This window comes from Halopenitus sp. POP-27 (assembly GCF_029889855.1).
Classification (GTDB): domain Archaea; phylum Halobacteriota; class Halobacteria; order Halobacteriales; family Haloferacaceae; genus Halopenitus; species Halopenitus malekzadehii.
Genome location: NZ_JARANU010000023.1, coordinates 1 through 15,166 on the forward strand (window position 1 = coordinate 1; position 15,166 = coordinate 15,166).

The window sequence follows — 15,166 nt, forward strand, 5'->3', positions numbered from 1 at the left end:
GAACCGGCGTTTCCCCCCATACCCGCCCTCCGCCCCGGCCGGCCGATCCCCAGACAACCTTTTACCCGTTCACACGGTTGGTTCGGTATGCGCAGGGGGGACGATCGGGGAGACAGCCGGGGTGCAAGCGAGGTACTCGGGTTCATCCTCGTCTTCTCGCTCATCGTCGCCTCCGTCGGAATCGTGTTCACGGCCGGTCTCGGCGGCCTCCAGGACCTCCGCGACGACGAGCGTGTGAGCAACGCCGAGCGCGCCGTCGACGTCCTCGCACAGAACCACGCGGACGTCATCGAGGGGGCCCCCTCGCGATCGACCCAGATACGGCTCGCGGGTGCGAGCCTGCGGATCGGGGATCCGGTCACCTTCGCGACCGAAACCGGCGGGACGACGGACACCTGGAACGCCACCCCGATCTCCGTCGCCGTGGGCGGCCGAGCGATCCACCTCGTCAACGGGGCGGTCATCCGTGAGGACCCCGGCGGGTCGGCGCTGCTCCGAGATCCGGCCGGGATCGCGAGTTCTGAGGCGTTCGTGGTCCACCAGACACGGCACCGAACGGGGTCGACGGCGGCGGTCGGCGGTGACCGCACCGTGCAGGTTCGTCTCGAACGGCGCGGGCAGCCCGACGCGATCGTTCGTGAGGGACCGACCGATCTGACCCTCAACGTTTCAACGACTCGACCCGGGCCGTGGCACCGCCACTACGACGAGCGTGGAGGGGAGTGTGAGACGATCGCTGACGCCGGCGGTGCCGGGCGCGATCGCGTGTCCTGTACCTTCGAATCGGTCGAGACCGTCCGCACCGTCCACCACGACATCGCGGTTGCCTTCGAGTGACGTCACTAGGAGAACTCGACCGTAACCTCGTTCTCCGTGATGTGGAGATAGGTGATGTACTGTCCGCTGCCGTCCGCCTCGTACGCGAACGTGAGCGAGGAGGAGTCTCCCTCGAGTTGGTTCCCCTCGCCGTTGCCGCCGGTCGCGTACTCGACCTCGAGTTCGAAGGTCGGCCCGAGTTCCCCCACGTAATAGCCGATGAACTCCTCGACATCGAGCGTCTCGCCGTCGCTTTTGGTTACGTTGTCGCCGTCCGTGTTGACGATCGTCGCCGATTCGTTCACCGATCCCCACTCGTAGACGGTGTCGTCCGGTGCCGCCGCGGTGGTGTAGGTGAACGGCTCCGTGCTGGTGAAATCGACGATCAGGTCGTCGTCAGCGCTACAATCGGTGAACTCGTTTCCGGATTGGGTCCCGTTGGCGTCGGTTCGGACCCAGTGATGAGTGGTCTCGCCGTCGCCGTAGAGGACGTGGGCGTCGAACGTCGCCTCACAGACGGGCGTCGATTTTCCCTGGCCGCTGTCGAAATCGAGGAACGCTTCGACGGTCCGGTCACCGTTTCGCCCGTGAAAGCTCACCCACGCGTTGTTCGGGTTCTCGATGGCCACTTCGGTACTGAAGTCGGCGAGCGCGTCAGCCCCGGCCAACCCACGGATCGGGATCGACCCGCCGTCGCCGGGCCACTCGAAGACGCCGCCGCCGCTGACGGCCTCAAGTTCGAGGATCACGGCGGTGTCCGTGTCCACGTCCGCGGTCATCTCGGCGGGAACGTCGCTCGGCTCGACGACGCTGCCCGTCGTCCGCCGCTCGAAGTACTCGCGCCATCCCTCGTGGTACTCGCTCTCGACGACGGCGACGACGGAGCCGTTCGTCACCGGGTTGCGTGAGTCGGGATCGGCGGGGGCCGGGAAGACGCGGGTCGACCCGCTCGCCGACAGCCGTACTCGAGAGGGCCCGCCGCTTGCGACGGTCTCACCGGCGTTCACCGAGACGATCGGCAAGGTCAACGTCGCGCCGCGGTAGTGAAACTGCGGCGGTGAGACCATCCGGGCGGGCGATCCATCATCGAGCCGCCAGACGCCGCCGCCCTGGAACGCCACGGTTCGCTCCCCGTTCCGGTAGGTCACCGCCCCGAGCGTACTCGTGCCGTCGGTGAGCTCCTCGGCGTTGCCGTCCCCGCTCGCGTTGAGGTGCCAGACGTGCATTCGGCCGGCGTCCTCATCGACGGTCATCGTCCCCTCGCCGCCCCCGGTCGACATCGACTGGGTCCCGGTCTCACCAAGCGCGGCCATCGAGGCCGTCGAGGCGAACTCCGTCATCACGTGCTCGCCGCGCTGGATGTCGGCGGTCGTCTGCGTGTCCGTGATCGCGGCCGAGCCGAGCGTGACGACGGTGAGCGTGCCGAGGAGCGTGATTCCGATGAGGAGGATCACGCCGATCGGCGCGGTCGCTCCGCGATCGGTCCCGCCGATCCCTCCGCAAACCCCCCTGCCGATCCCCCCGCGATCGCGCCTCATAGCCATCGATACATCCCGCTCGTTCATAAGGGTACGCACGGCGTGACCGAGAGTGCGCACGCCGTGACGACCTCGTACGGCCCTGTGACGATGGTCTCGGGGCGAATCACTCGGCGTCGTTCACCCGAGCCGTCCGGACTCGATCCGGAGCCCGACGCCGTCAACGTACCGGATCACCATCCGCCCGCTCGTCACCGATTCGTCGACGACTGGCGTGTGCGTTCGTACCCGCACCGTGTGCGTGACTGACCCGCCGGTGTTCTCGAGGGTGATCGTCGTCGTGTAGGGCGGATCGCCGCCGCCTCCGCCGTCGACCGTAACCACGTAGCCGTCGTTCGCGATCCGCGACCGGACGGGCACGGCGACCGCGACGGTCGGCGGTGAGTCGGACGCGACCGATCCGGATTCGACCAGCCGATCGGCGTCGGCGTACCCGGTTGCGATCCGGTCGCCGGCGACCTCGATGCCGGTTCTGGTGGTCGTCTCCTGCTGGTTTGTGAGCAAGTCACCGCCGGCGATGAACAGTCCCGAGACGAGCAGCGACGCGATGATGAGCCCGAGGACGTAGCCGACTACCGTCGAGACGCCGCGGTCGTCCGCGGTGAGTCGAGCGTCCGTTCGTCCGTGTGCGTGTCTCGCTCCGCCCCGGATCCGGTCAGGACGCATCGTACGGGGCCTCCCTCGGTGCGACCCGAATCGACGACTCGTACCGGAGCCGTTCGGAGCGGTATCGAACGTCGTATGCGGCGCCATAGACCGCCGCCTCGTCGGTTGGGTCGTCGCCGGATTCGGGCGACGCATAGGCGTTCGAGGGATCGTGGCTGAGCGATCCCGGCGGATCGTCGACGAACAGCGTATAGGACCCCTCGATCCCGTCGCCGTTCGTGTATTCGATCGCGTGCCCGGGACCGACGTCCCCGAAGAACGACACGTCCACCGCGTTCGTGTCCGCCGGGTCGCTAGCGGGTGCGATCGTCCCGTTAGTGACGTCGAGGACGACCGTTCCGTCGTCGACACAGACCGGATCGCCGAGAGTCCCAGCGTCCACGTCGCGAGCGACCACACACGCACGATCCGCGGCGTCGGCGTCGGCGTACAGATGGAGAGCGTGGGTCGCCCCGCCATCGACCGTGACGAAAAAGGTGTCCGTGACGTTCACGGGGTCGACGTTGCCGGGCTCGATCGTCGTGGTCGGGGTCGCCTCGATCGTGTAGTTTCGGACCCGAACGTCCGCCGCGAGCGTCCAGTTCGCGGTTCCGTCCGTCGTGGTGAATTGGCCGTCGTCGCTCCGGATGCGAGATCCGCCCGTCACCGTCCGGTTGGTCACCGTGAGGACCGTCCCGTGTCTGGCCGCGCGATGGATGGTTCCGTTCGCGAACGCGTCGATCCCGTCCCGGTAGGCGTCCGTCAGATTCCCGACGTCGGCCGTCCCGTCGTTGTCGTTTACCGTCGTGAGGAGCCGGTGGCCGGTCGTCTCCGCGGTCCCGTGGTACTCGATCGCCGTTCCGGTGTCAGCCCCCGTATCGCGGGCCGCGATCGTGCCGGTATAGATGACGGTGTTCAACAGCGCCGCGAGGGCGACGAACAGGACGGCGAGCACGATCGCGGCGACGAGAAACAGCTGGGCACGGTCGACGTCCGTTTCGGAGCCCCGGACGGTCCGCGAACCGCGGGCGCTCACGTCCGCCATACGACCACCTCCACCTCGACCACGTTGTAGACGGGCGAATCGAACTCGTTCCCGGCGAAATACTCCCGGTCGGAGTCGGTCGCGACCGATCCGAGCGTTTCGCCGGTCGGATCGCCGTGGTCGTCCCGGAGTTCGTCGTCGTCGAACAGCGTCACCTGCCGGGTCGCCGTCGCGGCGTGGTCGCTCGGGGTGCCGAGCTCGATCAGGGGTTGTCGGCGTCGATCGCCGCCATCGAGATGATAGAGGTTCACGTTCACCGCGATCCCGCGCTCGAGGAACGTTTCGGAGAGCGCCGTGCCGAGGACGAACCGCGGCGGGTCCGGCCCGGTCGGGACGCGCCCCTCGTACTCACCCCTGGCTCCCGCGGCGTCGTGGAACCGGTTTCCTGAAGCGTTGTAGTACAGCACCGCACGTCGTAACGACCCGTTCTCGGCCTCACCCGACAGGAGTCCCTCCGCCATCTCGGCCTGTTGGGTCTCGATGTGCTGATTGGAGGTGCTCCCGGATAGCGGCGTCACGGCGGTCACCTGCAGCGCGAAGACGATCGCCGAGAGCAACACGATCGAGGCGGCGACCGCCTCGAGGGTGTGGGCTTGCGCTCGGGTGCCGTCGGTGCCGGCGGCGGGAGCCGACGGCGGTGGGTCACGTTCCGTCATCACCACACCCTCACCACCAGACGGTAGGTTCGGTCCTCGAGCAGGACGACACGCTGGGCGACGGTGACGGCTTCGGTCCCGTCGGGGGCCGGTCCCGCCGCCAGGGTGACGGTCCCCGCATCGTCGGTCCACTCGACGGGCGATTCGGACGGGCTCCGCGGGTGGATCGTCACGTTGACCCGCCGATCGGTCGCCACCACGTCGGCGGGCGTCGTGGCGCCGGCCGGGAACCGACAGTCTGCGCCCGTCGGCGTATCGGTTCGAAGCTGGCGGAAGAACGCAGCAGTACACGTCGCATTCAGTCGGTTTTCCGACGCGGGATGGCCCAGCTGATCGCCCGCGAGCGTGTCCCCGAACCGGTCGGCCGCGGTCATCGGTTCGACCGATTCGAACGGGGTCAGCGTCGCGGGGACGAACGCGACGACGAACAACACGACGACGAGGAACACGCTTGCGCCGATCGCGAAATCGAGCGTCGTCTGGGCACGCGTCGTCCCGGTTCCCGTCGTCGATCGGGGATCCGACGGCGTGTCTCCGGGAGCCATCTCCACGGGATCCGCCTCCGTCCGTGTGTGGGTGCGGCCCATCCCGATCACCCCACGTAGATCCACGTTCCCAGAGCGATGCTCAACAGCACGATCACGAACTTGACCCCGGAGATGATGTCGGCGTTCCGGATGTACCCGCTGATGAATCCCGACAGAATCGCCTGGATCGTCACGGCGTGGAAGAACAGCAGCGACAGGAGCGCGGGATCGACCCCGCCGCCGAAGTTCATGTCGCCCGCCTGGCTCCCGCCGGCGTCGCCGCCGGAGTCGACGAGCTCGGCCATCACGTCGATGAACTGCGTCTGGAGGATGGCCATCACGCCCAACAGCGTCACGTAGGTCATCAGGATGATCGCCACCTGCATCCGGGTCCGGGACTTTCGCTCGCGATCGATGTCGTCCTGGTTCTCGGAGGCCTGCGCGGCGGTCGTCAAGACGTCCGTGATCTGTGAGGACGCCTCCTGTGCCTCCGAGATCAGCTTGACCGTCCGGGCGAGTCGGGGAATGTGGTACTTGTTGTTGAACTCGATGAGCGCCTCCCGGAGACTCATTCCGTAGTTGACCTTCGCGTACATCACGTCGAACTCGTCGGCGAGCTTGCCCGAGGAGGTCTCCGAGACCGTCCGGATCGACTCGAGGAGGGTTTGGCCCGTGTCGTTGGCCGAGGAGAGTTTCCGGAGGTTCTCCGAGAGCTTGCCGACGATCGCCGTCCGTGACCGCTCGTGCCACTCGTGGAAGAACGCCAACGGAACGAGGGTGAGATACAGCGGGAGGTACACCCAGATGACGGTGCTCCAGATCGGCCGGGCGACCCAGGCGCCGACGGTCGTCGGCGCCGCGCCCAGCACGACGGCGTTCGCGACGAGCACCAGCGATGCGGGGATCGTCAACACCAGGGTGTACAGCGGGTTCCGCTTGAAGAACAGGTGTGGCTGTTTGAGCAGCTCCAGCGTCTTGTGGGTCCCCTCGCGTCCCTTGATACGGTCGAACACCGTGTACCGACCGACGAACCCCTCGACGAGTCCGAGATGGATCAGGCCCTCCTTGCTCTCGGTCTCGAGGCGGTCGCTGCTGTCGGTCGGCCGGAGATAGCCGTCGCCGGGCTCGTCCTGTTTCACCGTCGAGACGAGCACGAGGAACCCCACGCCGGTCAGCGGGATGAGCAGGTAGACCGTCGCGTACAGCAATCGGTCGTCGGAGTCGCCCATCATCCCCATGATGACGAGGATGATGATGAGCAACAGCGGGAACAGCGAGAGCGTCATGTACATCTCGCCGAACAGCTCGAGCGTCTCGAGGGTCATCTCCTGTTGTTGTTTGGCCGTTCGGAGGTGCTTCTCCTTTTTGTCGCTCAGGAACCGTTCCATATCCCCGCCGGAGTTGACGATCGAGAGCATATCGGTGAGGAACTGCGACAGCTCCTCGGAGGGCGTCTCCATCGACTGTTTCCGGATCGCGTTCCGGTAGTCGGTGCCGAAATACTCGGTCTCGTTGACGATGCTTTGAAACTCCCGTGAGACTTCGCCGTAGGTGTCCTCGGCGGCCGCCATCGCGCGAAGGATCTCGAGCTGGTTGAGCCCGCCGACCGAGAGCGCGTACATGAACGACACCGAGTCGGCAAGCAGCATATCGATCTCCCGCTCCCGTGCCGACGACCGCGAGTACGGAACGACGAGGAGGCTTCCAAACCCGATCGCGAACCCGATCGTTCCGAAGACGAGCCCGGCGATGAACACCGCGGTCGGGACGGCAAGCGACCGCAAAAACGCCGCAAGCTCCGGGTCCGGAACGGGGATTCCGAGTCGAAGCGCGTTCGGGTCGACGAGCCCGACGGCGAAGGCGGTGTAGCTTCCGAACGACCCCAGCACCCAGAGCACGAGGCCGGTGATCAGCCCGATCGCGAGCGCCTTCGAGACGAACAACTCGACCATGTCGGTCATCCGCGCCTCGGTCAGCTTCGCCTCGATGTCCGCGAGGAAGTCGCCGTCGGGGTCGAACAGCAGTTGAAAGACCGGGTAGAACGCGACCCCCAGCAGGTCCATTCCGCCGGTCGTGCCTTCCGGTCCGGAGACGCTCATCGGTCCGTGCCTCCCCGTGACCGATCGAGCGGGACGGTGCGTGATCGCGACACGGTGGTCACTCCCCTGACCCGTCGTCCTCGATCGGGCCGAACCCCCATTCGTCGATCTCGACCGTCGATTCGTCCTGCTCGGCCGTCGGTTCGTCCTGCTCGGCCGGCTTTGCCTCGTCTCGGTCGTTTTCTCCAGCCGTGTCACCGTCCGTCAGACCGTCGCGCCCGCCCGGATCGGCCTCGGGAGGCCGATCGGTCGGCTCGCGGCTTTCGGTATCGGCAGCATCCGGAGGGGCATCCCGCGATCCATCATCCATCGGTGGGGCCGGCGATCGGAGTGACAGTTGCTCGTCCGTCTCCGCTTCCGGTTCGGGGGACGCTTCCGTCTCCGGTTCGGCGGGCGCTTCCGTCTCAGGGCCTGAGGACGCTTCCGTCTCCGGTTCGGTGGAGCGACCGGACGCGCGCGGTTGGTCCGTCTCGGACGACTCCACATCCAGTGGATCACGTTCATCACCGACGTCCGCGTCCACATCACCCTCGACGGGTGGGTCGATACTGGTGTCGGCATCGGCGTCACCGGCGGTGGCTTCGGCGGCGTCGATCTCGTCGTCCCCCGTTCCGGCATCGGCCGCGATGGTGCGAAGCGTCGACCGGTCGGCCGCCGGCTCCGCCTCGACGTCCGATGCGGCCGGCACGTCGACGATCGCGTCGGCGACCGAGTCGGGAACGGTGCCGCGGTACTCCGCGAACAGGTCCTCGGCATCCTCGAGGATCCCGGCCGCCTCCTCGCGGCCGCTCTCGTCGGGGTCGGGACGCGGCACCATCGCCTCGGTTGCGGGATCGACGTTGATCTGGACCGACTCCATCTCCCGGAGGTCCTCAAGCGATCGACGGAGGCCGTCGTTGGCCATCAACGCGAGGATCGTCTCGGGGTCGTTGATAAATGCCTGGAAGGTGGCGGCCACCTCCGCGTAGGTGTTGAGCCCGCGGTCGATCAGGTACGCCAGAACCACCCGGCGTTTGAACATCTCCGCCTCCAGCGTCTCCCGATCCCATCCGCGATCGAAGGTGATCTCCCGAAGCGTGTTCGACTCGCCGAGCTGGAGGAACTCGTCGGTCTCCGCCTGCCACTGGTAGATGTCCTGGACGTTGATCTCGTCGTTCTCGGCGTCATAGTGGTTGATCTCGGTGAGGGATTTGTTCCGTCGAACCTTCCGCCCCTTGACGCGGGTCGACGACTGCACCGAGACCAGATCCAGCGCCGTGAACATCGTCTTCGAGACGTTGATCGGGTCGGTGGTGAACCGCTTGAGCACCTCGCCGACCGAGTCGGCGTGGAAGGTGGTATACGTCGTGTGGCCCGTGGACATCACCTGAAACGCCGTCCGCCCCTCCTCGCCGCGGATCTCGCCCATCACGATGTAGTCCGGACGCTGACGGAGCGCGGCCTCGAGGAGGTCGAACTCGTCGACGTCACCCTTGTCGTCGTCGCTGAAGGAGGGGCGTGTGACGGAGGCGATCCAGTTGCGCTGGGGCAACTCCACCTCGCGAGTGTCCTCGATCGAGACGATCTTCGAGTTCGAGGGGATGAAAAGCGAGACCGCGTTCAGGCTCGTCGTCTTTCCGGAGGCAGTCCCGCCGGCGAAGATGAGCGACTTGTGGTTCTCGATACACAGCCACAGGAAGGCCATCTCGTCGAGCGAGAAGGTGTTCCAGTTGACGAGGTCGACCGGGGTGAAGGGGACGTCCTTGAACTGCCGGATGGTGTAGTTCGTCCCGTGGTCGGAGACCTCCTTCCCGAGGGTGAGTTGCGCCCGTGACCCGTCCGGCAGCGTACAGTCGACCTGCGGCGATCGCTTTGAGATCCCCTTCCCCGACCGCTGTGCGAGCTTGACGACGAAATCGTCGAGCTCGGTCGTTCCGTGGTGAACGTTCGAGATGATCTGTTCGTACCCGGAGTGGTAGACGAACACCGGCGAGTCGTAGCCGTCACAGGAGATGTCCTCGACGTTGATGTCGTATTTGATCGGGTCGATCCGTTCGTAGCCGATGAAATCCCGCTTGAGGTAGTACAACAGCTTCTCGACCTGGTACTCGGTGAGCGTCTCGGCGTCCTCCTCGAGGACGGCGGGTTCGGGGCGCGCGGCGATCCCGTCGAGATCCCCCTGACCACGTGACTCACGCGGTTCGTACCCGAGCGCCTGGGCGATCCGCCCCGTGATCCCGTCGGTCGGCTCGAACCCGAACCGGTCGAACGCCTCGGCGATCGGGCTCGAACCGGACTCGCGGGTGTACAGATCGTACCGGTCGAGCAGCCGATAGGTCTCCTCGGCGATCACCGTCTTCCGTTCGGCCTCGTCGCCGCCGGCGATCGACTCGTCGGCGTACTTGATCGACGTGCGCAGTTTGCCGGTCAGATAGTCGTTGATCTCCGCCTCGATCTCGGTGCGATACGGCTGGATCGCGTAGTACTTCTTCTCGTTCTCCTTCGTCGAGTGGAAGATGATGACGAACGCGTACGGCTTGTTCACCCAGTAGCGTTCGACCTCGCGGAAGTGCGATTTCTTGGCGGCAGGAACCGCCTTCTCCAGGTCGTACCGGTTGACGAGCGTGGTGGCGCCCTCGTCGGTGCTGAAGAAGTCGTCCTCGGCGAGGTCCTCGGCGATCGAGACCGTTCGCGTCTCCACCGCCGCCGAGAGCCCCTCGGCGAGGGCGCCCCCGGCGGAGAGCAATCCGTCGAGCGCATCGGGATCGAACCCGAGCGCGGCGGTCCGATCGACTCCCTTGGCATCCCTGCTCTCGTCCCCGTCAGCGTCTCTGTCCACGTCAGCGTCTCTGTCCCCATCAGCGTCCCCGACACCCGCAGTGCCGGACGCGTCACCGGCTCCGTCGGGTCCGTATTCCCGCGCGTAGTCCGCCCACGTGTAATACCCCTTCGCGACCGGGACCGTCGAGAGGTCGTACCGATCGGCACAGCGGTCGTGAAGCGTCTTGCCGGCGGCAGCGGCAACCGTGATCCGGGCCGAGAGGTCGGCCGGTTGGATCTCCGCCCCGTCCCCCGTGTCGGTCCCCCCGCGGCCTCGCTCGGCATCGGACGGCTCCCCCTCGCCGTCGGCGTGCTCAGCCATTACCCGCACCAGTTCCGGCAGAGGCAAAAAGGCTTCCTCCAAACGAGTCAGTGAACCAACTCGTTACGGCCGCGTTCGACGGTGTGACGCGTTTCGTCCGGTTTCGGCGGAGAGGCGACAGCGACCGCCGAAGCATCAGCGACCGCCGAAGCATCAGCGACCGTCGAATCGGGCGCGAGGTTTTTCCACCGGCACCTCGGAGGACTGGTCGTGACCCGCTCGGACCGCGTCCCCGGCGTCTCCGTCGTTGCCCTGTTCGATCCGGCGGTCCGGCGGCGGATCCGTGATCGGGCCGCCGAGGAGTTCCTCGGGGACACGCGGAGTCTGCTGACGACGCTCGGGATCTGTGCGATCGGCGTGCTGGTCGGCGGCCGCTACTACGTCGCGACGATGCCTGACGTTCCGACGCTGCTGTGGCCGCTGTATGCCGACTCGCCGACGGCGATCGCACTCGCGATGCTCGCGCTCGTCGCGCTGCTGCCGACCGTCGGCTCCGGCCGGTCGGCACGGGAGACGCCGACCAACCGACCGCTTGCGTACCTGCAGACGCTCGCGTTCGTGTGGCTCGTCAAATACGGACTCTGGCCGCTCGTCGCGTTGAACGTCCACCCCGAACGCTATCTGGGAACTCCCGACGCGCTGGTGTCCTACTGGGGGATCCTGATAACGCATCTGCTGTTCGTCGCGCTGGCGCTCCTGCTCCCCGCGGTCGGCCGAACCACTCGGGGCGCGTTGGGGCTGGCGCTCGGACTGTCGCTTCTCGGCGACGTCGTCGATTACGGGGTCGGTTATCACCCGCCGGTTCGATACGACCCCGGCGTCGTGGTTCCGGTCGCGACCGTCGTCATCGGCGTCGCCGCGGTCGTCCTCGCGAGCCGATCGTTCCGCCGGCTCGAGGAGTGATGGTGTGCGGACCTCGGCGAGTTCCCACGATCGGATGCGTTTTCGTGGGAAAGTGGATGTGACGGAAGTTCTCGACGAGAGTTCAGTATCCGTGGGCGAGCGGACGCGGCGGGAGTCCCGCGAGCGAACCGTGTGAGCGAGGGGGACTCAGCCGCGTCCGCGAGTGAACGAAGTGAACGAGCGGACGCGGCGGGATTCGAACCCGCGATCGAGAGGTTAGGAACCTCTCGCCCTGTCCACTAGGCCACGCGTCCACGAGAAACGGTCGTCGATCGCCGGCCCGGTCGTCGGCGATGCGTCGGTGGTGGAGTTCGCCGGACGGTCGCTGAGGGTTATTTCGACGACGATTCGGTTTCGGTCTCGGTCGAATCCTCCTCGTCGGTCGCGTTCGAGGACGTCTCGGTGGACGTCTCGTCGGCGGACGTGTCCGTGTCGGTCGAGCCGTCAGTCGTCGTCTCGTCCTCATCGTCCTGCATCTCGTTGAGCTCTTCCTCGATCTCCTCGCGTCCCTTCTTGAACTCGCCCATCGCTTGGCCGGTCGAGCGGGCGAGTTTGGGGATCTTGTTCGCGCCGAACAGCAACACGAGAACGAGCAGGATGATGAGGAGTTCGGGACCGACGGGAAGCGGGCCGAACAGTGGGATCGAAGGTACCATCTCACCTCGGAGTTGCCCGGTAATTATTATATGCCTTTTGCCTTTCGACCCCGTCGGCGATCCCCGATCCGGCTATCGGCGACTGTAGCCGCCGTCGACGTGGAGCGTCTCGCCGGTTATCCACGCGGCGGCGTCGCTCGCCAGGAAGACGACGGCCGCCGCGACGTCCGCCGGTTCGCCGATCCGGTCGAGCGCGTACGACTCCGGCAACTCGTCGGCGTACTGCTCGACGAACGCCTCGGTCGCGGGGGTGCGAACGGTGCCGGGACAGACACAATTCACGCGGACGCCGTCGCCGCCGACCTCCTTGGCGAGGGTCTTGGTGAACGACCGGTTGGCCGCCTTGGCGGCGCCGTAGACGGCGAGGCCGGGGTCGTTCCCGCGATAGGACGAGCTCGCGTAGTTGATGACGACGCCCGAGCGATCGACCAACTCCGGCAACGCGGCGGAGGTACAGTTCAACGTCCCGTAGAGGGAGACGCCGATCTTTCGATCCCAGTCCTCGGGCTCGGACTCGCGGAAGCGCTGTGCGCCCGCGACGCCCGCGTTGTTGACGAGGACGTCCAGACCGCCGAGCTCCGCGACCGCCGTCTCAACCATCGCGCGGGCCTCGTCGCTGTCCGAGACGTCGACCCCGACCGCGAGCGTCTCGGTGCCGTGTGCCGCTCCGATCGCCTCGGCCGTCGTCGCGGCGGCGTCGGCGTCGATGTCGGCGACGACGACCGACGCGCCCGCCTCGGCGAACGACGCCGCCACGGTCTCGCCGATCCCCTGTGCAGCGCCCGTGACACAGACGACCTGCTCGGAGAAGTCGAGTGCGTCCTCGAAGGCCTCGAGCATCGGCGCTACCGTCCCTCCCACTCGACGTCGGCGTCGGTTCCGAACGCCTCGACGGCGCGGTCGTAATCGCGCGTCTGTGACAGCGACAGCCACGCCCGGTTGCCGTACTGCAGGGCCTCCTCGAAGCCGACCTCGCGGGTGCGGTCGGCGGCCTCCTTGATCGTTCGAACCGCAAGGGGCGGCTTGTCGACGATCGACTCGACGAACGACTCCACCTCCTCGGTCAGGTCCGCGGCCGGATGGACGTGATCGATGATCCCCTCCGATGCGGCCTGCTCGGCGTCGATCTGCTCGCCGGTCATACACAGCTCCTTCGCGCGGCTGACGCCGACGATCATCGACAGCCGCTGGGCGCCGCCACCGCCGGGTAGGACCCCGAAGTTGACCTCGGGTTGGCCGAACGAACTCCGCTTGCTGGCCAGCCGGAAGTCGGACGCGAGCGCGATCTCCAACCCGCCGCCCAGACAGAGTCCATCGATCCGCGCGATCACGGGCGGCTCACACCGTTCGATCGTCTCCGCCATCTCGTGGAACCCGTCCGGGATCCGCTTCTTCTCGCCGTAGTCGGTGATCGACTGCATCTCACCGACGTCGAGCCCGGTGCTGAACGCCCGGTCGCCGGCACCCGAGACGACGATCGCACGAACGGCCACGCCGGTTCGATCCTCCTCAAGCCGCCGAAACCGTCGGAAGCCCTCGATGAGCTCCCGCTGCATTCGGTCATTGATCGCGTTCATCGCGTCCGGGCGATCGAGTTCGATGCGTCCAACGCCGGTGTCCTCGTCGAACGACCAGGCGATCGCGTCGTAGTCGGGCTCCGACATCGTGTGAACGGAGTCCGAGATATTATTAATGATTTTCGATGATCATTTATAAATATTACATATATGTCCATATACTTTGATTGGATATAATCACCGCGGTGAAAGTCAACTGTCGACACGGTGGTCGTAGGCACACACAATCGCTAACAGCCGGTTCGCAGTCGGTCGATGGCCGGTCCCCGCGGGAGAGGCCGTGGCGGTCGATGGCTTTTAAGCCGGTCGCCTCCGCAGCATCGAACGATGGACATCGACGACGGCGATCCCACGACCGGGGACGTCGAGACCGACGTCGACGAGTCGCGACGGGCGTACGACCCGACGGCCGACCACGCGTTTCCGGACGAGCGGGTGAACGCGGTGCTCGAGACGATCGAATCGGATCCGGAGATCGAGGCGTATCTCGAGGCGCAAAACGTCAACGCCGTCACCAGGAAGGGCTACAACGACCACGGGGCCAAACACATCGAGATCGTCAGGGACCGTGCGCTGCGGCTGTACGACCTCCTCAAGCGGGCCGGCGTACCCTTCAACGGCGCAAGCGACCAGGGGCTCGAAGAGGCGGACGAGCCGGTCGTGATCGCGTTGGCGGCCACGCTCCACGACATCGGCCACGTCGTCCACCGTGATGACCACTCCTACTACTCGATCCCGCTTGCGGCGGACCTCCTCGACCGGTTCCTTCCGGAGTGGTACGAAACTCCGACCGCGGTCCGGGTCAAGGCCGAGGTGCTCCACGCGATCCTCTGTCACCACACCGAGGAGACGCCGCTGACCCGGGAGGCCGGCGTCATCCGCATCGCCGACGGGCTGGATATGGAGCGTGGGCGGTCCCGGATCCCCTACGAGAAGGGCGGTCGCGGGATCAACACCATCTCCTCGCGGGCGATCGAGCGCGTCCGGCTGACGACCGGCGAGGAGGACCCCGTCGAGGTGGAGATCACGATGAACAGCGCCGCCGGCGTCTATCAGGTCGACTCACTGCTGAAGGAGAAGCTCCGTGACTCGATGCTCGAGGACCAGGTTCGGATCGTCGCCATCAACACGAAGAGCGACGACGAGGACCGGCTCGTCGAACGGATCGAGCTGTGAGGTGATCGGCCGACCGGATCGGTCACACCACGCCAAGGATCCGGACGAGGTTGTGGACGGCCGCGAGCAACGAGATCGCGCCGACGCCGCCGAACATCACCGCCACCACGACGGTCCGATTCCGCTTCGCGATCGCGACCGGGATCGCGATGAGCACCATCCCCGCCACCTTGGTGGCGATCATCCCGCGAACCAGCCCGTAGCGGTCGATGAGGACTCGGCCGACCGGAGACCCCTCCACGAACGGCCCGAACGTGATCGCGACGTAGGTCGTGACGATGTCCGCGCTCACGCCGACCAGAAAGACGAGGACTGCGACCCGAAGCCGGCGACCCCAGCGGTCGTCGGCGTCGGGCTCGTCGGTCCGTGGGCGGCGATCCGGCACGGTCGTGAACACGGTCGAGGCC

The 15,166-nt window shown here is 66.5% G+C and carries 14 protein-coding genes and 1 tRNA gene; 3 read left to right on the forward strand and 12 right to left on the reverse strand.

Annotated elements, in window-relative coordinates; translation table 11 throughout:
* The first annotated feature begins 87 nt into the window (after positions 1-87).
* Positions 88-837 (forward strand): hypothetical protein, encoded by a 750-nt coding sequence (locus OQF70_RS12470; RefSeq protein ID WP_280537953.1) that lies wholly within the window; start codon positions 88-90, stop codon positions 835-837.
* A 5-nt stretch (positions 838-842) separates the two neighbouring features.
* Here the strand turns inward: OQF70_RS12470 and OQF70_RS12475 are convergent, their stop codons facing one another.
* The 7 genes from OQF70_RS12475 to OQF70_RS12505 all read right to left on the reverse strand — a co-directional run bounded on the left by OQF70_RS12475 (position 843) and on the right by OQF70_RS12505 (position 10,447).
* A complete protein-coding gene (locus OQF70_RS12475; RefSeq protein WP_280537954.1) occupies positions 843-2,354 on the reverse strand; it encodes a hypothetical protein in 1,512 nt (503 codons plus the stop codon).
* A 120-nt stretch (positions 2,355-2,474) separates the two neighbouring features.
* Complete coding sequence (locus tag OQF70_RS12480; RefSeq protein WP_280537955.1) at positions 2,475-3,020, reverse strand: hypothetical protein; 546 nt, start codon at positions 3,018-3,020, stop codon at positions 2,475-2,477.
* Positions 3,010-4,044, reverse strand: a complete 1,035-nt coding sequence (locus OQF70_RS12485; RefSeq protein WP_280537956.1) for a hypothetical protein — start codon at positions 4,042-4,044, stop codon at positions 3,010-3,012. Before OQF70_RS12485 ends, OQF70_RS12480 begins: the two co-directional genes overlap by 11 nt.
* The gene (locus OQF70_RS12490) at positions 4,032-4,700 is read right to left on the reverse strand and encodes a hypothetical protein (RefSeq protein ID WP_280537958.1); all 669 of its coding nucleotides are present in this window, start codon (positions 4,698-4,700) and stop codon (positions 4,032-4,034) included. The genes OQF70_RS12485 and OQF70_RS12490 overlap by 13 nt, the downstream gene beginning before the upstream one ends.
* A complete protein-coding gene (locus tag OQF70_RS12495; protein ID WP_280537959.1) occupies positions 4,700-5,287 on the reverse strand; it encodes a hypothetical protein in 588 nt (195 codons plus the stop codon). Before OQF70_RS12495 ends, OQF70_RS12490 begins: the two co-directional genes overlap by 1 nt.
* A 5-nt stretch (positions 5,288-5,292) precedes the next feature.
* Positions 5,293-7,326, reverse strand: coding sequence for a type II secretion system F family protein (locus OQF70_RS12500; RefSeq protein ID WP_280537961.1), 2,034 nt, complete (start codon positions 7,324-7,326; stop codon positions 5,293-5,295).
* Between the two features lie 58 nt (positions 7,327-7,384).
* Positions 7,385-10,447: an ATPase, T2SS/T4P/T4SS family gene (locus OQF70_RS12505; protein ID WP_280537962.1), complete on the reverse strand. Its 3,063-nt coding sequence runs from the start codon at positions 10,445-10,447 to the stop codon at positions 7,385-7,387.
* 210 nt (positions 10,448-10,657) lie between these two features.
* Between OQF70_RS12505 and OQF70_RS12510 the strand changes: the two genes are divergently transcribed.
* The gene (locus tag OQF70_RS12510) at positions 10,658-11,350 is read left to right on the forward strand and encodes a DUF1405 domain-containing protein (protein WP_280537963.1); all 693 of its coding nucleotides are present in this window, start codon (positions 10,658-10,660) and stop codon (positions 11,348-11,350) included.
* Positions 11,351-11,531: 181 nt separating this feature from the next.
* Here OQF70_RS12510 and OQF70_RS12515 read toward each other — a convergent pair.
* The 4 genes from OQF70_RS12515 to OQF70_RS12530 all read right to left on the reverse strand — a co-directional run bounded on the left by OQF70_RS12515 (position 11,532) and on the right by OQF70_RS12530 (position 13,670).
* Positions 11,532-11,604: transfer RNA gene (locus OQF70_RS12515), tRNA-Arg, on the reverse strand.
* A 78-nt stretch (positions 11,605-11,682) separates the two neighbouring features.
* On the reverse strand, positions 11,683-12,006 hold the full coding sequence (gene tatA / locus OQF70_RS12520) for a twin-arginine translocase TatA/TatE family subunit (protein ID WP_280537964.1): 324 nt from the start codon (positions 12,004-12,006) through the stop codon (positions 11,683-11,685).
* 72 nt (positions 12,007-12,078) lie between these two features.
* On the reverse strand, positions 12,079-12,846 hold the full coding sequence (locus OQF70_RS12525) for a glucose 1-dehydrogenase (RefSeq protein WP_280537965.1): 768 nt from the start codon (positions 12,844-12,846) through the stop codon (positions 12,079-12,081).
* Between the two features lie 5 nt (positions 12,847-12,851).
* On the reverse strand, positions 12,852-13,670 hold the full coding sequence (locus tag OQF70_RS12530) for an enoyl-CoA hydratase/isomerase family protein (protein ID WP_280537966.1): 819 nt from the start codon (positions 13,668-13,670) through the stop codon (positions 12,852-12,854).
* A gap of 240 nt (positions 13,671-13,910) precedes the next feature.
* Between OQF70_RS12530 and OQF70_RS12535 the strand changes: the two genes are divergently transcribed.
* Complete coding sequence (locus tag OQF70_RS12535; protein WP_280537967.1) at positions 13,911-14,759, forward strand: HD domain-containing protein; 849 nt, start codon at positions 13,911-13,913, stop codon at positions 14,757-14,759.
* Positions 14,760-14,781: 22 nt separating this feature from the next.
* Here the strand turns inward: OQF70_RS12535 and OQF70_RS12540 are convergent, their stop codons facing one another.
* On the reverse strand, positions 14,782-15,144 hold the full coding sequence (locus tag OQF70_RS12540; RefSeq protein WP_280537968.1) for a hypothetical protein: 363 nt from the start codon (positions 15,142-15,144) through the stop codon (positions 14,782-14,784).
* Between the last annotated feature and the right edge of the window lie 22 nt (positions 15,145-15,166).